Source organism: Staphylococcus sp. FSL W8-1270 (assembly GCF_038007165.1).
GTDB classification, from domain to species: Bacteria; Bacillota; Bacilli; order Staphylococcales; family Staphylococcaceae; genus Staphylococcus; species Staphylococcus hominis.
On the sequence record NZ_JBBOWQ010000001.1, the window covers coordinates 175608 to 194522 of the forward strand.

21 protein-coding genes are annotated in these 18915 nt (G+C 33.3%); 6 read left to right on the plus strand and 15 right to left on the minus strand.

The genetic code is table 11. From position 1 onward, the window contains the following. The first annotated feature begins 5 nt into the window (after window positions 1-5). On the plus strand, window positions 6-971 hold the full coding sequence (bioB, locus tag NSU06_RS00825; RefSeq protein ID WP_017175586.1) for a biotin synthase BioB: 966 nt from the start codon (window positions 6-8) through the stop codon (window positions 969-971). 58 nt (window positions 972-1029) lie between these two features. Here bioB and NSU06_RS00830 read toward each other — a convergent pair whose 3' ends face one another. The 4 genes from NSU06_RS00830 to NSU06_RS00845 form a co-directional block, all read right to left on the minus strand. Continuing rightward, window positions 1030-1821 carry a hypothetical protein gene (locus NSU06_RS00830; protein WP_017175587.1) on the minus strand — a complete coding sequence of 264 codons (792 nt, stop codon included), beginning with the start codon at window positions 1819-1821 and terminating at the stop codon, window positions 1030-1032. Between the two features lie 14 nt (window positions 1822-1835). Beyond that, complete coding sequence (locus NSU06_RS00835; protein WP_017175588.1) at window positions 1836-2543, minus strand: hypothetical protein; 708 nt, start codon at window positions 2541-2543, stop codon at window positions 1836-1838. A gap of 73 nt (window positions 2544-2616) precedes the next feature. Beyond that, entirely contained in the window at window positions 2617-3114 is a 498-nt protein-coding gene (locus NSU06_RS00840; protein WP_070549277.1) for an HTH domain-containing protein, read from the minus strand. Window positions 3115-3278: 164 nt separating this feature from the next. Further along, window positions 3279-3536: a hypothetical protein gene (locus tag NSU06_RS00845; RefSeq protein WP_017175590.1), complete on the minus strand. Its 258-nt coding sequence runs from the start codon at window positions 3534-3536 to the stop codon at window positions 3279-3281. 407 nt (window positions 3537-3943) lie between these two features. Between NSU06_RS00845 and nagA the strand changes: the two genes are divergently transcribed. Both nagA and NSU06_RS00855 read left to right on the plus strand, forming a co-directional pair. Next, complete coding sequence (gene nagA / locus NSU06_RS00850) at window positions 3944-5098, plus strand: N-acetylglucosamine-6-phosphate deacetylase (RefSeq protein ID WP_070663298.1); 1155 nt, start codon at window positions 3944-3946, stop codon at window positions 5096-5098. A 131-nt stretch (window positions 5099-5229) separates the two neighbouring features. Further along, window positions 5230-5472, plus strand: a complete 243-nt coding sequence (locus tag NSU06_RS00855) for a hypothetical protein (RefSeq protein ID WP_017175592.1) — start codon at window positions 5230-5232, stop codon at window positions 5470-5472. Between the two features lie 51 nt (window positions 5473-5523). Here NSU06_RS00855 and nagB read toward each other — a convergent pair whose 3' ends face one another. Then, complete coding sequence (gene nagB / locus NSU06_RS00860) at window positions 5524-6255, minus strand: glucosamine-6-phosphate deaminase (protein ID WP_049415907.1); 732 nt, start codon at window positions 6253-6255, stop codon at window positions 5524-5526. A gap of 147 nt (window positions 6256-6402) precedes the next feature. Here nagB and NSU06_RS00865 point away from each other — a divergent pair, with 147 nt between their 5' ends. Beyond that, window positions 6403-7230: a CPBP family intramembrane glutamic endopeptidase gene (locus tag NSU06_RS00865; RefSeq protein WP_070443092.1), complete on the plus strand. Its 828-nt coding sequence runs from the start codon at window positions 6403-6405 to the stop codon at window positions 7228-7230. Window positions 7231-7302: 72 nt separating this feature from the next. After that, window positions 7303-7989 (plus strand): NDxxF motif lipoprotein, encoded by a 687-nt coding sequence (locus tag NSU06_RS00870; protein WP_049415887.1) that lies wholly within the window; start codon window positions 7303-7305, stop codon window positions 7987-7989. 104 nt (window positions 7990-8093) lie between these two features. On the opposite strand, the gene NSU06_RS00875 is transcribed toward NSU06_RS00870, so the two are convergent. The 7 genes from NSU06_RS00875 to pcp all read right to left on the minus strand — a co-directional run bounded on the left by NSU06_RS00875 (window position 8094) and on the right by pcp (window position 14475). Then, on the minus strand, window positions 8094-8897 hold the full coding sequence (locus NSU06_RS00875; RefSeq protein WP_340779051.1) for a CPBP family intramembrane glutamic endopeptidase: 804 nt from the start codon (window positions 8895-8897) through the stop codon (window positions 8094-8096). A gap of 154 nt (window positions 8898-9051) precedes the next feature. Then, window positions 9052-9678, minus strand: a complete 627-nt coding sequence (locus NSU06_RS00880; RefSeq protein WP_049415884.1) for an ATP-binding cassette domain-containing protein — start codon at window positions 9676-9678, stop codon at window positions 9052-9054. Then, entirely contained in the window at window positions 9665-10438 is a 774-nt protein-coding gene (locus NSU06_RS00885; RefSeq protein ID WP_048679937.1) for an ATP-binding cassette domain-containing protein, read from the minus strand. The genes NSU06_RS00880 and NSU06_RS00885 overlap by 14 nt, the downstream gene beginning before the upstream one ends. Next, a complete protein-coding gene (locus NSU06_RS00890) occupies window positions 10405-11172 on the minus strand; it encodes an ABC transporter permease (protein ID WP_049415881.1) in 768 nt (255 codons plus the stop codon). Before NSU06_RS00890 ends, NSU06_RS00885 begins: the two co-directional genes overlap by 34 nt. After that, window positions 11162-12121 carry an ABC transporter permease gene (locus NSU06_RS00895; RefSeq protein WP_049415879.1) on the minus strand — a complete coding sequence of 320 codons (960 nt, stop codon included), beginning with the start codon at window positions 12119-12121 and terminating at the stop codon, window positions 11162-11164. The genes NSU06_RS00890 and NSU06_RS00895 overlap by 11 nt, the downstream gene beginning before the upstream one ends. Beyond that, a complete protein-coding gene (locus NSU06_RS00900) occupies window positions 12114-13676 on the minus strand; it encodes a nickel ABC transporter substrate-binding protein (protein ID WP_340779058.1) in 1563 nt (520 codons plus the stop codon). The genes NSU06_RS00895 and NSU06_RS00900 overlap by 8 nt, the downstream gene beginning before the upstream one ends. A 160-nt stretch (window positions 13677-13836) precedes the next feature. Then, complete coding sequence (pcp, locus tag NSU06_RS00905) at window positions 13837-14475, minus strand: pyroglutamyl-peptidase I (RefSeq protein WP_049415870.1); 639 nt, start codon at window positions 14473-14475, stop codon at window positions 13837-13839. A 182-nt stretch (window positions 14476-14657) separates the two neighbouring features. On the opposite strand from pcp, the gene NSU06_RS00910 reads away from it, so the two are divergent. Beyond that, complete coding sequence (locus NSU06_RS00910) at window positions 14658-15431, plus strand: acetoin reductase (protein WP_002449443.1); 774 nt, start codon at window positions 14658-14660, stop codon at window positions 15429-15431. A gap of 85 nt (window positions 15432-15516) precedes the next feature. Here NSU06_RS00910 and NSU06_RS00915 read toward each other — a convergent pair whose 3' ends face one another. The 3 genes from NSU06_RS00915 to trhO all read right to left on the minus strand — a co-directional run bounded on the left by NSU06_RS00915 (window position 15517) and on the right by trhO (window position 18769). Next, window positions 15517-16494, minus strand: coding sequence for a choloylglycine hydrolase family protein (locus NSU06_RS00915; protein ID WP_049415867.1), 978 nt, complete (start codon window positions 16492-16494; stop codon window positions 15517-15519). Between the two features lie 19 nt (window positions 16495-16513). Continuing rightward, entirely contained in the window at window positions 16514-17704 is a 1191-nt protein-coding gene (locus NSU06_RS00920; protein ID WP_242226824.1) for an MFS transporter, read from the minus strand. Between the two features lie 102 nt (window positions 17705-17806). Beyond that, entirely contained in the window at window positions 17807-18769 is a 963-nt protein-coding gene (trhO, locus tag NSU06_RS00925) for an oxygen-dependent tRNA uridine(34) hydroxylase TrhO (RefSeq protein WP_049415862.1), read from the minus strand. Between the last annotated feature and the right edge of the window lie 146 nt (window positions 18770-18915).

Consider the following 18915-nt stretch of genomic DNA (forward strand, 5'->3'; position numbering starts at 1 on the left):
ACATCATGACATTAAATCTAGCAGAACGTGTATTGAATGGAGAAGCGTTAACTAAAGAAGAGTGTCTAAGTCTATTTCAAGACGAAACGATTGATACGTTTGAATTATTAAATGAAGCCTATATAGTAAGAAAACATTATTACGGTAAAAAAGTAAAACTGAATATGATTTTAAACGCGAAAAGTGGCATATGTCCGGAAGATTGTGGTTACTGTGGTCAATCTGTCAAAATGAAAGAAAAACAACGTTATGCTTTAGTGGACCAAGAACAAATTAAAGCAGGGGCACAAGTCGCGACAGACCATAAAATTGGAACGTATTGTATTGTAATGAGTGGACGTGGTCCTTCGAATAAAGAAGTAAATCATATTTGTGATACGGTAGAAGATATTAAAGCTATTCATCCACAACTTAAAATTTGTGCGTGTTTAGGTTTAGTCGATGATGAACAAGCGACACAATTAAAAGAAGCCGGTGTTGATCGCTATAATCATAATTTAAATACAAGTGAACGTTACCATGAGGAAGTTGTTTCAACACATACATATGAAGATAGAGTGAATACGGTTGAAATTATGAAAGAACATAATATTTCACCATGTTCTGGTGTGATTTGTGGCATGGGAGAAACAGATGAAGATATTATCGATATGGCATTTGCGTTAAAAGAGATTGATGCAGACAGTATTCCAGTAAACTTCTTACATCCGATTAAAGGTACCAAGTTTGGTGGGTTAGACTTGTTATCTCCAACAAAGTGTCTACGTATCTTAGCTCTGTTTCGATTGATTAATCCTACTAAAGAAATTCGAATTGCGGGTGGTCGTGAAGTCAATTTACGTTCACTTCAAGCAACTGCACTTCAAGCAGCCAATTCTATCTTTGTAGGCGATTATTTAGTAACAGGCGGACAACCTAATGAGCTTGATTACCAAATGATTGAAGATATGGGATTTGAGATAGACGGGTAGTGAACATATTATAAAACACCTTCTAGCAGTTTTGGTTAGAAGGTGTTTTATTTAATATCTATTTTTCAGTATTTTTTCTTGCTTTATACGCATGAGTTGCTGCTGCACTTGCATTTTGAGAAGCTTCTGCGGCATTTTCATTGGCTGCTCTAGCGCTATGTGCCGCTCTTTCTGCCCATATTGCAGATGCTTGGGAATTGGATGCTGCTAATTCTGACGCGTATTTTGCTGCTTTAGCATCTACACTTGTTTGAGTAACAGTAGAAAGAATTTGTTGTTGTTGCCCTTCCATACGTGCTTGATGTGATTCTGTTTCATATAAATTAATGGCTTCTTTTAAAGTATCAGCGCGTTGGTTATAAAGATAACTAAACATTGAACGTAAAGAATGAATGTGAGTATAAGCTTTTGGAATACGTTGTTGGGCTTTAGAAGCTGCTACAGTGTGGTGTATATCAGTTAATGTGTGTTGATGACGTTGAATATTATGTTGATGCTGTTGAATATCGGGTTGATCTTTCAGCTCTTTTTCAGCTTTTTTATATCCTTTCGATTTAGTAATTGATTTGTTTTCAGGTCTGATATTTTTATTTTTGACGAACCAGACGATAAGTAAAATGAGTCCAATCATCATAAGGCTAGTTGAGTGATAGATAAACAATGATATGAGTATCATCACAAGACTCGGTAATAATAATATTAACATGTTTTTCTTTTTGACTTGTTTTAATGTTAAGTGTTTTATCTCTTGTTCTTCTTGACGAATGAGTTTATTTTGAAACTCTTTTTGATCATGTGCTTTAATTAATAATGCGATATCTGACATTAACTGTTCTTTTGTTTGATACATATATTAACTACTCCTTATTCCATATTGAAATCTGAGAATTTAACTTGTGTAACGTCTTTATCTTTAGGTGAGAGGTCAACGAGTTTTTGATGTTTATTATCTAATTTAATCATTGTATATTTATAATCGTCATCATCCGCATCATCTCCTCTAAGGGCTGAAGGATTTGCTGTAAAGGTTCCAATATACTCTACATTTTTAGTGGGATATTGAGATTGACCTGTTTCAACGCTTGTATAAAACATAAAACTATCTTTGTCGGTAGCGGATTGATTCATCGCCTTACCAATATCATTTTGGAAATCTTTTTTAGAAATGTTATTTGTAGTTAGTAATGTGAATAAAGGTTTTCCGTTATCTGTGGTTAATTCTATATAGCTTTTAACATCTTGATAAGGTGTTTCGTCATAGTCAACGTCTTTACTATCTAGTGTTTTTTTGACTTCGTTGGCATCTAACTTACTAATTAAGCTAGGTGGAATTTCTAAAGAATCATCGAATGCAATCATTTTCATCTTGCCGGCTTTCGTGAGGTATATCCAATCTACTTTTGATTCTCCATTGGAATTACTTACGGTATATAAAAAGTGTTCCTTTTTATCATTAATAATATCTTTAATAGAAATATCTTTTTTATGTTCGATACTTTGGCTACATCCTGTCAGTGAAAAAGTGAATATTGCTAAGCTCATTATGATGAGGAAAGGTTTGAATTTTTTCATAGTAACAACTCCTTAATAAAATTTTTAAAATGAACATGTAGGATGTATATATTACAACCTACATGTTATGAGGTCATACTTCATTTCTTAGATAAATCATTTGTAGTTTGATAAGTTCTACGGTGAATTGTTTTAATAGATGATCAGGAGAAATCAATCGTAACGAGCGATGATATTGAAAACACAAGTCAATTGCTTCATTAGGATTTAAATTCATTTGAACGTCATATGTTTTATCGTTTTTATTTAAAATTTTAATGTCATCACGCATTTTTAACGTTTCGTATAGCTTAAATGTCATTTCATATGTCACTTGAACACGTAAGTCATCTTGATGTGAATATTTAGGATAACGTTTAATAAAGTAGCTATTTTTACTTTGTTCAAATTGAATTTGTAACTCAAGATCTGAGTGTAGCGTTGATTCATATAGATAATGTCGAATATTATCTATATCTCGTTGAATCGTTCTAGGATTCACATTAAATTCTGTTGCAAGTTCTAATTTGTTGACTGTTTCATTTTTTAATAATTTATCGTAGATATTTAATACTCTAAATGCTTGTTCCATAGGCGAAAGCTTCCTTTCACAAAACCTAAATTTATTATAAGAAACGACCTTAGACATGATAGGTCATTTCTTTAAAAGTTTTTATTTTATAAAAATTGTATTTTTCGCTTTAAATGGCGTACTATTTAAATTTGAAAATTTAAGTTAGTTATATCGTGTCTAACCTAGTCATTTCCCAGGACATATGAATAAAGAATGAACCATTCTATTAATTCAGATGGATTAGTCGATATGAGTTTTAAATAAGGGCGTAGTGTATGATTTTGATTCAATTTGTGAAAGATTTTAGTGAAATTGCAGTTTAATAATGTTTCATCGTTAGTGCATGATTGACCAAATTCAATACGTTCATATTGAGCGATTATCGTTTGTGGCGTTTCATTTAGATTATTGAGTTCTGTAATGATTTCGTGATATATCATGTCATTCACCTCCATTTCTCACGTTGGAAACTAAAGGCGCCTGACAAGGCGACTTCTTTATTATTAGAAGGGGAGGTACTTTTAAGAAATAGAAATCAGCATAATGAAAAAAATGCCACTCTTATCAATTGAGGTAAGGGTGGCACGATATTGAGATAAATTTAGAAATGGTATATAAAAGTCTCGCGCATTCATGCGCGAGACTTTTTGTCATTGATATTTCTTCTTTATCCTGATATCAAATCTTTTTCATTTATAGAATAGTCTTGTTTGAGAAGAATATATATAATCATTTAATGACGTTTTTGAAAATTTTTTCCAAAAGAAGAAATTGCCTAATGATGACAATATGAAATGATATAATATCTTTGAAATGATAAGAAATTTTATAGAAAAGAAGGGGTATCATGTCTCAATATGTCATTACAAATGGAAGAATTTATACGGAAGCACAAGTTATTGAAAAAGGGTATCTTGTCGTAGAAAATGGCAAAATTAGTGATATTCAAAAAGGTGATTATAAAGGTCATTTAAATCAAATAGATGTAGCAGGAAAGCATGTGTTACCAGGTTTTATCGATATTCATATTCATGGTGGCTATGGAGAAGATGCGATGGATGCATCGTATGACGGCTTAAATCATTTAGCTAAACAATTATTGTCTGAAGGTACAACAACATTTTTAGCAACAACGATGACGCAATCTGATGAGAATATTGAAAAAGCATTGAACAATATTGTCGCTTGTTATGAAAATCAAACGTTAGGTGAAGCGGCTGAAATCGGTGGCGTACATTTAGAAGGACCATTTATTTCTGAACACAAAGTAGGGGCACAAAACCCTAAATATGTACAACGTCCTACTGTTGAAAAAATTCGACATTTTCAAGAGGTAGCGAAAGGATTAATTAAAATCATTACTTTTGCCCCAGAAGTCGAAGGTGCTCATGAGACGTTAAATGAATTGCGTGATGATATCATCTTTTCAATGGGACATACTGTTGCCACATTTGAAGAAGCAAATGAAGCGGTAGAACGAGGTGCGAAACATGTAACGCATCTTTACAACGCTGCAACACCTTTTGAGCATCGTAATCCAGGTGTGTTTGGTGCCGCATGGACCAATCAAAGTTTAAACACTGAAATTATTGGTGATGGGATTCATTCACATCCTGCTGCTGTAGATATTGCATATAAGCAAAAAGGACCTACTCACATGTATTTAATTACAGATGCCATGCGTGCCAAAGGTATGAAAGATGGTGAGTATGATTTAGGTGGACAAAATGTGATTGTTAAAGGGAAAGAAGCACGTTTAGAAAATGGCGCACTTGCAGGCAGTATTTTAAAAATGAATGAAGGACTGCATAATTTAATTCAATTTACGCATGATAGTTTAGACCACTTATGGCGAGTGGCAAGTTTAAATCAAGCCATTGCACTTAATATTGATAAGCAAAAAGGAAGCTTAAGCATAGGAAAAGATGCAGATATCGTAATTGTAGACGACCATATACAAGTGGATACAACGATTAAATCAGGTACCATTCATCATTTTTAAGACTACTCGCATGGTGAAAAATGAATAATTTAGTATCTCTTTATCTTTTTAGGTTTATATATATGAAGTTTAGTGTATATACATAGTAAATCTACATAATATATGAATTCGAAGTAAAGGAGGGATAGATAATGCAAAATGATTTAAGATTTCCAAGTGCAAAAAATTTCTTTACTACTTTAGGATGGTTATCGGTCATTGCTTTATTAGCAGTTGTAGTAGTCAATGCGCTTTATAATAGTTCTTTTAAAAGTTGGTCAGATATCAGTGTGAATTTCACTCAAACGGATTTAATTTTCTTGATTACTTTCGCAATTATTGCGATAGTTTGTATTATTATTTCATTGCTTTTAAAATTATTTAAACATCCATAGGAAGTAAAGTTAATATATTAAAAGGGACAGAACTCGAACGTTCTGTCCTTTTTAGTGGTTTAAATAATTAAATATGACATCATCAATAATAATATCTACATTCGGATGCGTTTGTAAAATAGAGGCAGGTAATGTTTCAGTTTTTGAACCATTCACTAAACGCTCAATAGCTTCTTGTTTACGTTCTCCAAAAGCTAATAAAATGATACGTTTTGCGCGCATAATAGATTGTAATCCCATAGAAATAGCTTGTTTTGGAACATCATCAATCGTATTAAAATGAATACTATTGGCTTTAATCGTAGAATCAGTTAAATCTACAACGCGTGTTTGACTATCAAAAGATGTACCTGGTTCGTTGAAACCGATATGGCCATTTTCTCCAATACCTAATAATTGAATATCGGGTTGTCCTATAGAGAATAGACGCTGTTCATAAGCATATGCTTCGTCTTCAAGATCAGGTGCGTCTCCTCTTGGAATGTAGATATGATCTTCATTCCATTCGTTATGATTAAATAAAAGCTCATGCATATATGTGTAGTAGCTTTGAGGGTGTGATGAATTAAGACCCACATACTCATCTAAGTTAAATGTTTTAATATCATTTAAATTCACACGATTTGCCGTTAATAATTCAGATAATCGTGGATAGATTTCTGTCATCGTATTACCTGTCGCTAATCCAAGAGTAGCTGTCGGCGTACTTTGTATTAACTTTAATAACTCAACTGCTACATAATCACTTGCGATAGATTTGTTTTTTAAATTGATCAATTTCATCATCTAAACGCCTCCATATGTTTATGAATTCCAATATGAAAAAGCATTGTTCATAAATTCTCTACATAAACATTATACCCAACCAACTGCTAAACAATCGATTGTGCTAACATAATCTATATACATCACTTATATTGGAGAATAAAAATGAAAATAATAAAAATTGTTAGTATGTTTCTTTTAGCGATAATCATTATGGTTATTTCTCAAACGATTGCGCTATTATTTGATACATTGATACCATTTTATGGAATTGGAACAATTTTATCGAGTATCACTTATATTTTACTTACATTTTTCATCGTAAGATGGATAATTACTCATGTATTTAAAGAGGCGCTATCTTCATATCGAATTACAAAACCTGTATTTCATCCGATTTATTTGATTTTAGGTATTGCATTACCGTGCGTAGTATATGCGATTTACTTTATTTTTATACCGGGAGATTTTAAGATACATCATTTTAACTCAATCAGTAAGACGATACACGACTTGAGTTACATTATTTTTATGCAAGCTGCAGCTGGTGCTATTGTCGAGGAAATGGTGTGTCGAGGTCTTTTAATGGGCTATATTGAAAAGAAAACGAACATTCGAATCGCAATCGTTGGTACTTCACTGTTTTTTGGCGTGATTCATTTATTGAATGGTGCTCTAAATGTTACAAGTTTCCTTTTATTGTTAGCTAGTGGCACTTTAGTTGGTATGATGTTTGGTATAGCAACATATCGATTTAACACCATTTGGGCGAGTATCACTTTACATTTCTTTTGGAATGTCTTTCAAGTCGTTTATATCACTACAAAAGAAACTGACTATAACGTCTTTCAATATGTTTTACGTTTTAAAAATATGGTGCTTACGGGAGGACAGTTTGGTTTTGAAACATCTATCGTCTCTACCATAGGCTATACCATTGTGATTATTGTTCTGTTAATGTGCCGTAGTCCATATAAAGATAGCAACTTATAACGCATTCAAAAGTAGTCGTAATTGTTCTATACTTAAAGTAAAGATAAATAAACGTAGTTAAGGAGAAAAGTTATGAAAAAGATAGTGGTAGTAATGCTTATTCTCATATTATCTATTGGCTTAGTGGGATGTCATCGATTGTCTAAAGAGGATAGTGACCATTCGGACAAAGCGGATACACAAGAAGAACATTCAACAGAAGACAATAAGAGTTCTGATGATCAAGATATCAGTCTAGAATCAGATACAAAGGTACCGGATCATGTTTTTGAAAAAACATCAGTACGACATGTACAGATTTCTGAGAAAACGATTAAAAAAGATATTAAAAAGTATATTAATATTGACAAAAAGATTAACGATACGATCAATACATATAAAATAAAATTATATTCCAATCAAAAATTATCCAATACAGAAGCAAATAAATTAAAAAAACTTGTTCAATTAGAGAATGAGAATGATACAAATTTTGCACAATACATTCAAAATAATCAGATGCCAAATAATGACTATGCGATCTATACTGATAAAATAAGTCGTTATATTTCAACAGCCAATCGCATAGAGCAAAAAAGTTTAGAAATATCATTAAAATCAGATGATGATACATCTATTTTTAATGATATTGAGCAAGTGAATAAAGATCAAGATATTGTAAATGATCGAGAAAAACAAGATATTACAAATTTCTTGGAAGATAAAAATATTAAAACTGAAGCGTTTAATGAGAATTCAAATCATATTGATATAGATTAATCGAATGAATTAAAAAAGGAGTGGGCCGATGAATTCAAAATGAATTCCGATCCACTCCTTTTTTGGCGAAATAGTTGTCGACTTCATTTAACAGGTATACTTTTTTAGCTAAACATTGCGATAAAGTAACTCACAATAATCACAATACCCGTCACGCCATTATGAATCATATGAACCATCATACTATCTCTGACGTTATGACGACGATGATAAGCGAGATAAAAAATCATCGCCATCATGATATACATTAAAACGGCTACCCAATTTGAAATACCATGTTGGGAAGCAAAAATAAGTGAGGATAAAATAAATGGTAACCAAAAACTGCTACGTTTAAACAGTGTCTCCTTAAAGATACTTCGATAAATTAATTCTTCTAAATAGGGCGCTACAAACGTAAGGGTAAGTGCAAATACAATGACAGGAAACGCTTGCCCAAGTTGATCGGGAGAAGGCTTCGCGCCTTGAAAGTTACCAAGTAATGCCTTATCATTTTCTGTCTGTGCTTGACCTGTTATTGCCATCATTAGAAAACTCATTCCAATAACAATAACGCGAAGTAATAGTGCCCATCCGATATTAATCATAATATCTTTGCGTTTAAACGGTCTCATTGGCTCATATGTATGCCGTTGATAATAACGTCTAACCAGCCAAATAACGACAGCAGCTAACAGCATAAATAATAATGTTGCTAGTGTTCCACTTGTAATATCCATTTTTGCAGAAAAATTAGTAATAAATAAAATAAGAACAATAGGAATCTGAGCAAGTAACATCCATCCTATAAAAATAAGAACATTTAAGAAGCGGTTCCCTTTAGGATAACGTTCATCTTTTTTGTGATAATGAGAGTCAAGATTTGAATCTGAATGCATACGTGTTTCTGTAATACCTTGTTGAGTCATGGTTGTATCACCTCTAATGTTTTTATTTGAACTATGTATATTGCAACTTGAACATAACATACTCTGATTTCAACCTACAACTTACTTTATAAAAGAATTGAACTATTTATGAAAAGAGTGAGACAAAACTCGTTGTCCCACTCTTTATTTTGAATTAACCAATATTTAAATGTTTACCAGGTAAAGCTTTCAATAAATATGAATCATGTGTAATGATAATTAACTGTAAATGTTGAAATTCTCTTAACATTTGTAAGATGATATCTTCGTTCACCATATCTAAATTTGTTGTTGCTTCATCTAAAATCAAGACATCTGGTTCTACAAGCAAAGCTTTTGCTATCCATAGCCTTTGGAATTGGCCACCACTTAAAGTACCCACTTTTTTACCAAGTAATTGTGATTCTAACTTACATTGCGACATGACTTCTTTTATTCTGTCCTCATGTATAGCTTTAGGATAATGAAAATGAATTAAAGGTTGTTTTAATATCCAATGAACTGTTTTATTTGGATCAAGTGTACTCGAATGATATTGAGGCACATATTGGATATGTTTCATCCATTTGTGTTGTGAAATATGGCCAAGTTCTAAATCGTTATATATGAGTGTACCTTGATAATTTGAATCTAATCCTGCAATAATTTGAGCCAAAGTAGACTTTCCGCTTCCACTTACGCCACTTATCAATAAATGATCGTGTGTCTCTAATGTATAATTAAAATTTTTAAATATCTGTTTATTAGAAAAAGCTTTATTTAACTGTTTAATCTGTAACATATTGATATCTCCTATTAGCTAGTTCAATCAATTGCTTCGTGTAAGCATGCTGAGGATCACGTAAAATATCAGAAGCACGCCCTGTTTCTACAATGTTTCCGTTTAGCATGACACTGATATGTGTTGCATAGTTTAAGACTAAGTTTAAATCATGAGTTACAAATAGCACTGTCATATCATGTTCTGTCACTACATGATGCAGTAGAGCCATTAAACTATGACGATTGTTTTGATCTAGCGCACTAGTCGGTTCATCTGCAATTAAAAACTGTGCTTCTCTTACAATAGCCATGACAAGTGCAACTCGTTGTGCCATACCACCACTCAATTCAAAAGGATACTGATAATAAATGGATTCAGGTTGGTCCAATCCGAGATGTTTAAATTGACGTAATACAAATGCTTTTTGTTGATCACGTGTTAATGAAGATGACATAGAGTCAAACAATGCATCAAAGTGTCGCTTGATACGAACATTTTGGAAAAAATTGCGATTCGCATCTTGGAACATTGCATCCGTTTGCGTTAAATCGAGATGAATCTCACCACGATAGGTTAAATCATCTTCTTTCATATTCAGTACAGTACGTGTAAGTAAAGATTTACCACTCCCACTTTCTCCAATTAAACAATGAAAGCTTCCTTTTTCAATCTTTAAATGTATCTGTTTAAGTAATGGTTCATGTTTGTGATAAACAGATACATCATTGATATAAAGGACTGTATCTAATGTAGGTGACGACGATTGAGTATTTGACATATGAGTGCGAACCCTCCTAATAAGACACCTGGAAAGATAAATAACCAGGGCGCAGAATAGAAATAACTTTTACCGTCATGTAAAATGGCGCCTAATTCAGGAATAGGGGGTTTTACTCCTAAACCAATAAAGGCGAGACCGGAAATACTTAACATTAACTTACCAAAATCTGCAGTAACAAGTGCCATAATGTCACTGATGAGATGTGGCACAATGTGATGTATTGTAACTTGGAACTTCGACATCCCACTAAGTGGCGCAAATTTAACGAACGGTTGTGTCAGCGTGTCACGTGCTAAATTTCTGAAATACCGCAAATAGCGACCGAGCCAGCCGATGATGAGTGCAAGACATAATCCTACTACAGAATTATTAATAAAACCAAGGACGACAAGCGCGATAATGATAGCTGGTAAAGCGATTAACATATCTGCAAGTGCCATAATGATAGAATCTAACCATTTACCTACTATAGCTGAAATAAGACCAATGATCAGTCCAAGCACGATTGTCCCTATCATAATGAATGCAGTAAGACCAAGTGTAATCAAGCTACCTACAAATAGTCGTGTTAGAAAATCTCTACCCAAATCATCCGTACCAAGTAAATGATGTAAACTTGGGGGACGTAATGCTTGAGATTGATGAATTTGATTTGTTTTATCATATAGGGCATAAGCGAGTACAGCTAAAATGATTATTGCAATAGGCCATATGAAATGTTTAATCTTCATACGTTACTCGCCCTCCTAACGTTTTCGACATATTCAAACGAGGGTCACTTTTTTCTAGTAAAATATCACCCAGGAAATTCAATATCATAATGATTGTAATCATCATCATTAGAATACCTAGAATGAGTGGATAATCCCGAAGATTAATACTAATAATAAGCAATTTTCCTAACCCTGAAATACTAAAAATGACTTCTAAAATAATGACTCGACTGAATAAACGAATAAAATTATTAATTGTAATCGTAAGTAATGGCGCTAAGATGTCTTTAACTTGTACGTAAATACGATCTTTTAATTTAAACTGACGTAATGAGGCAAGTTGGTATGCTTCATTACGAAGTGTACGTTCAAATAGATGACTGCTGAGTAAAACCATATGACTCCCTTCAACTAAGACTAAAATAGCGATAGGTAGAATAAAGTATTCAAAGCTATAACTTCCAACAAATGGTAGAAGATGCCATTTCACACCGAAATAGTAAATAAAAATAATGGCTAACCAATATTCTGGTAGTGATGTCACCACTTGAGACGCACGTAATATGAATATAGACCACTTTTTCTTAGGATAATTCCCACAGAGATAGCCAATAATATAGCCAAGTGGAAATAAGATGATGGCTGAGATAAAAATAAGTTTCAAGGTAGGAGCAACGGCTTTAGCAATACGGTCAGTGACAGGCTCGCCGTTACTAAAGCTCGTGCCTAAATCGCCTGTAAATGCATGGCCTAACCATTGTAAATAACGAATAGGAAATGCTTGGCTTAATCCAAGTTTATCTTGAGCCATCTTAATTCGTTCATCTGTGATTTGTGCGACACCATGTTCATGTAGATATTGAATCGCTGGATTTCCAGTTGTATGTTCAAGTAGCACAAATAAGATAAACGAAATAATAATGAAATATAATATAAGTTTAAGTAAATGTTTAATCATACTAATCATGATGAGATACCTTCAATTTATCGTAATTAATGGGTGCATCCGTTTGTCCTGAGAATTCGAATTGCTTAATTTTAGGACTTGTAACAAACACTTCGTTTGGATAAGCAATTGGCACTTCAAGATACTGTTGATTGATGCGATGTGAGATGTGATTAAATGCACGTTGTTGATCATCCTTATTGGTAATGGTTGAGAAGCGGTTAAGCATTGTTGTTAGCTGAACATCGTTTGCGAACATACCGGGCTTATCTCCGTCTTGCTTAAAGCGTGCATTTAAAAAGTTATATGGCATGAGCGCATTCGTATAAGAACGATAGAAAATAAGATCATAATCTTTTCGGATAGTGAGTGTTTCATAATACGTTTGGGCATCTAAAACGTTAATATCCAAATGAATACCTACGTTTTTCAAATCTTGTTGCATAATTTCTGCTTTTGTTTTCCATTCAGGAAATTCATCAGTTTGTAGCGCTAATTTTAAAGAAAGGTCTCGTCCATTTTTTTCAAAGTAGCCCCGATCATTTTTTTTATAGCCTAATTGTTCTAATAAGCGTGTCGCTTGAGTAGGATTATATGAATGGGTGTGTTGATTTGTATCATTCACGAATTCTACGCCGTCTTGGAATAATCCTTTAAGCTGCTTATTTGATGATAAGTGATCAGTATTAATCGATTTACTGATTGCTTCGCGCATCTTTTTATTTTGAAGTAATGAGACCTCTGGATTAAAGGCCATGAACTGTGTTTCTGTACTTGGATATTGTTTTACCTTTAAATCTTGATTACGGTATGATTCCTTGATTTGTTGAGGAGTCAAATGTCCTAGTGAACCCCCTGTAATATCAATAGAATGACTTTCCATTGCAAGATGTCTCGAATCGCTATCTTCAATTGTTTGAAAAATTAAATCGTAATCCAGTGGATGATGGTTGCGATAATATGGATTTGGTTTAAAAGACACAGTCTCATTTGTTGAATTTGCTACTTTGAATGGACCTGTACCAATCGCTTTTTCAAATTGACCTGTCGTTTTACCATCTTTGACGGCATTTGGACTCATGATACGAAGGGGGCGGACTTGTGATAACTCATTTAATACCTGATTAGATGGTGTTTTTAAATGAATGTCTACGGTATAGTTATCTTTAAGAGTGACCGATTTCAGTTTATCCAAGGTTTCCATAGGATTCGTTTTATCGGTTGCTTTCGCACGTTCAATTGAAAATTTGACTGCTTTTGCGTTAAAAGTTGACCCATCATTAAATTTAATGTTGTGTTTTAAATGGAATGTATAATCTTTTCCATTATTAGATACTTCCCAAGATTTAGCTAAACCAGGCTCAATCTTTCCATTTTCTCCATATGTAACAAGAGGTTGATATATTGCACTGTAGACAGGCATCGGAACATCAAACGCTTGTGCATCTAACTGGGTCGGGTTAAATTCTCGTGCAAGAGATACTTTCACTTCTTTGTGTTGATGTTGATCATGTGTACATCCAGTTAATAGTAGGGAGGCACACATTGCGAATGACAAAAGCAGATGCTTTTTCAAATTTAAAACCTCTTTCAATTTATATTCGTCACTTATTAATGATACATGGAAACATTTATTTTGAAAATAAAAATGTCTACAAAATTATATGTTTTGTAGACAAAAAGAATCATTTTAATTATAGAATTTGTATCTTACATATCACTAATTATCTTATTTTCTAATGTGTTTCTCCTAAAGCTACCTTAACATCAGGGTGGTCTGAAATCGCATTGATTGCTGCTGTAAGTCCTTTTGTAATCGTATCTAAAGACAGCGAAGGTGTATTAGGTTTATCTATGACTTGTTCTGGAATAAAGGGCACATGGATAAAGCCAAATAGTAAGTTAGGATAATACTTATCTGCAAGGTAGCCTAATTGATAAAGCACATGATTGCAGACAAATGTGCCTGCGGTATTCGATAAACTTGCTGGAACACCCGCTTTTTTAATTGCTTCGGTCATTGCCTTAACAGGAAGATTTGAAAAGTAAGCTGGCGCTCCATCTGGATGAATGGCAACATCAATGGGTTGATGTCCTTTATTATCTGCAATACGTGCATCATCAATATTAATGCCTACACGTTCAGGTGTAATATTGAAACGTCCCTCTGCTTGTCCAATCGATAATACCACGTCGTAATGATGATGTTCTAATTCATGTTGAATCACATCTTTTGATTTGTGAAATACAGTTGGGATTTCTAATGTTGTAATGGTATGTGCCCCAATAGTAGGGTCCAGTTGTCTAACCGCTTCTAATGCCGGATTTACCTTTTCTCCGCCAAACGGATCAAATGCAGTAACTAAAATATTCATAAGAAAACCTCTCCTTTAATTTTTTACAGTTTAATACGTAAGGTATAAACACTTATTTACATCATTAAACAGATGATGATATAAGGCAACGTAAAAGATATATGAACAGTTTGTGAATTATTTAAAATTAAGAATAAAATTAAACTAGAAGGGTAAAATAATTATGTAAAAGGAGTGGTATTATGACAAAAACAGCAGTCATTACAGGTTCAGCAGCAGGATTAGGAAAAGGAATTGCTCAACGTTTAGCCAATGATGGATTTAATATTGTGATTCAAGATATTAATCAAAAAGCTCTAGAAAAAACAGAACAAGAATTTAAAGAGAATGGATATAACGTGGTAGCATTTCATAGTGATGTTTCTAAGAAAAAAGAGCAAGAAGAATTGGTTCAATTTGCAGTGGCAGAATTTGGTCAAATTGATGTATTTGTAAATAATGCTGGTGTAGATGCGGTATCACCTATTTTAGATATTACAGAAGATGAATTGGATAAATTATTCCATATAAATGTATATGGTACGTTATTTGGAATTCAAGCGGCAGCAAAACAGTTTATTAAGCAAAATAGTAAAGGTAAAATCATTAACGCATGCAGTATTGCAGGACATGAATCTTATGAGGTATTAGGTACATACTGTGCTACTAAACATTCAGTACGTTCTCTCACTCAAACTGCAGCGAAAGAATTAGCTGAAAAAGGTATTACGGTGAATGCTTATTGTCCTGGAGTTGCTAAAACTGAAATGTGGGATCGTATTGATGCTGAAATGGTTAAACTAGACAGTAATCTAAAACCAGGTGAAGCATTTGAACAGTTCTCATCAGCAATTAAACTCGGGCGTTATCAAGAACCACAAGATGTGGCTTCTTTAGTGTCATTCTTAGCATCATCAGATTCAGATTATATTACTGGACAAGCTATTTTAACTGATGGTGGACTAGTTTATAGATAAAATAAAGAATGATAAAAGTGAAAAAATAACAAGCCTCTCTTACAATTTAATGTAAGAGAGGTACTTTATTAGATTTAAAAATATGTTAGTCATTCACTTTTTCAGTATATAACCCTTTATTCTTTCTCGAAAAGACTACCAAATCGTCACGATTTATTAAGTCATCGGTAAGTTGTAATTCTGTAATGGTATTCGAGTCATAATATTTAATATAGAGTGTTTTTGTCGTTAAATTAAAAACAGTTTGATATAACGTATAATAAAATCCATTGTCTGAAGGGCGAACAGCGCCTTTTGGTACACTCACATGGTCTAAAATTCTAAATGCATCTAAGATAGGATGGTCATCGCTATTTGGTAATAAGTGATGAACAAGATAAGCTGCTCGAACAAAACGTTCGCCAGATGTATACCCTCCAGGTAAACCGAATGTGCCATTCGTATTCCCTAAGTTCAATTGTTTTGAAAATGTATTGTCAATGTTATATGGTGTCACATGCATATAGTGTTTCAAATTTTCATAATGCCAATTTAAATCTGGGTTATTTGTGAGTACGCCAATTGGATTATCAATCACGACGATACGTCCTTCAACAAATGTCACTTCCACAGTTCTGCCTGTCGCATCAGATAAATGATAATGTAATGGAGGAACTTCGTTAATATCACTATATGAATAGGCTACAACGTTAACTTGTTTCGCATTTTCAATAAGTTCTTCAATAGTTCTGTTATAGCCGAGCGCCCACACAAGGACTTCTGTTTGCGAAATATTGATATAGCCTTCACGAATGTCTGTCGCATATGACGCATATCCACGATCGTATTGATTTGACATGGCAAGTCCATGTTCATTGACGCCATCTCCAAAAACAAATCCCTCCATATCAGAACCAGCACCTGCAAAGGCATACAACGTTTCCCCTTCATAGTCGACATGCGATTTAAAGGAGTATCCTCGAGGTTGAACTGCAGGAAAGCCGTTCAAAGGATAATCGTAATCCATCGTTCTTCCAAAAATAACATCTCCATTGCTGGCTTGAAATGTAATGCCTGTACACATATCGTCGTCTCCTCGTAAATTAATTTTTAATTGCTGTTTTAAAATATAAACCTAAAACAAATGTTAACACATAAGCAACGCTACTAATTACATATGCCCACATCACTCCTTGATTATCTACAACAAGAGAAATACCTAAAGTACCAAGTGAGAAAAATATACTGCTTAATAAATTATTCAGTATATAGGTAGATGTTAGGGCTTCTTTTGGTACTTCACGTTGTACAACTGAGTTTAAAGAAATATAGCGTGAATCTTCGAAAATTCCCATTAATAATGACATGAGTAAAGCAAGTAAAACAGATTGATGTAGGATAAAGCTGGTATTAATAAAAGCTAATATGAGCGGAATATAAATAATAATAGGGTAACTTATTTTTGTGAAAAATTGATCTTTATCATTCATCCATAACCCAGCAATAATTGTCCCACTAAAGAAGGCAGCATTGATGAGTCCAAACCAAAAATCATCGACATGTAAAAATGTTCTCGTATATGTAAGAATAATTGCAGCAACCCAAATGGACGTTGCGACAGATTCGAAAATTATAGATAGATTTAGATATAAACTCAGTTTATTGGAATAGTTATGACGTAATACAGTTTTAAAGCTATTTAATATATTTTCTTTTTCATTATTATAAATATGTCGTTCTGAAAGTTGAATAATAAAGAAGTATGATAGGATTTCTAGTACAAGCGCAAATAAAAATAAATATTTAGCGCCAATCAGACTCATCAGAAATCCACCTAATGCCCATGTCGACAATTGAACAATACTACTCATCATATTCATTAAAGCGTTCGCTGACGTTATGTATTCTTTCTTTTCAATAAAAGGAATCATCGCATTCTTAATTGGGTTGGTAAATCCATCAAATAGAGCATTTATAAATAGTAAAATAAAAATAAATATTGGAGATCGTTCGAACATAAGTAAACTTGCGATGATGGATAGACTTACAAGTTTAAGCCCTTGGAAAATCCATAATACTTGTTTTTGGGTAAAATACTGATAAATATAATTTGAAATAAAGCTACTAACAAAGAGACCTGATGTGAAAATAATTGGAATCATAGAAGCGGCAGTCGTTTTTGAGGTCATACTATATACTACCGAAATTAAGCCGACAACGGTTAACACGTCTCCAGTATTTGCGAATAGCTGACTATAAAAAAGATGGAAGTAATCTTTACTGTGCTTCTTCATAACAATCACCTTATGTAAGTTTCAATTTAAGTTATTATAGCACAGTGGGTATGTAAAAGTACCCTTTAAAAGTAGGTTGATACTTATAAAGGGTACATGTCATTATGCGTGAATATGTTCAGGAACATCTTTAAAGTTTTCTAAACGACGATTCCATTCCTCATCACTAATATGGTGTTTTGCAACGTAGCGATTACGCTCATGTTTGGCACAGTCATATGAACATGCGCCAAGATATTTTGCTTCATTTTCTTCGGATACTAAAATTTGTTTATTGCATTCTGGATTTGCACAGTTAATATAACGTTCGCATGGTGTGCCATCAAAGTGTTCTTTACCAATCACTGTTTTATCTACATGGTTCACATCGACACTAATACGTTCATCGAAGACGTACATTTTACCATCCCAGTACTCACCTTTTGTTTCTGGATCTTTACCATACGTAGCAATACCGCCATGTAATTGGCCTACATTTTCAAAGCCTTCTTTTACAAGCCAGCCTGAGAATTTTTCACAACGGATGCCACCCGTACAATACGTCACAATGTTTTTACCATCTAATTTTTCTTTATTTTCACGAATCCAATCTGGTAAATCTCTGAAGCGTGTAATATCTGGGCGAATGGCGCCGCGGAAATGACCTAAGTCAAATTCATAATCATTACGTGCGTCTAAAATAACAGTGTCATCATCTTCTAATGCAGCTTTAAACTCACTAGGTGAGTAATATTTACCAGTTGTCACACGTGGATCAACATCATCTTCTAAACCTAAAGCAACAATTTCTTTTCTAGGACGTACGTGCATTTTTTTGAATGCATGCCCCTCAGCTTCATCAATTTTGAAAGTCATATCTTTAAAACGTTCATCTGCATGCATATGTTCAATATATTGATCTGTATCTTCTTTTGTACCAGATAATGTACCGTTGATACCTTCTGTAGATACTAAGATTCTACCTTTTAAGTTATGCTCTTTACAAAATGCTAAATGTTCGGTAGCAAATGTGTCAGGGTCATCAATTGTTGTATATTTGTAATACAATAACACTCTATAATCCATTTTCTGATTCTCCTCTAAAAGTTAATTTATCTGTATGTTAAACGTATCTAAATTGTTATTTATATAAAAATCGACATTATAATATTTTAACAAAATTATAACTTCTTTCAATATTTGCGCTCATAAATCAGTCAATTGACCTATAC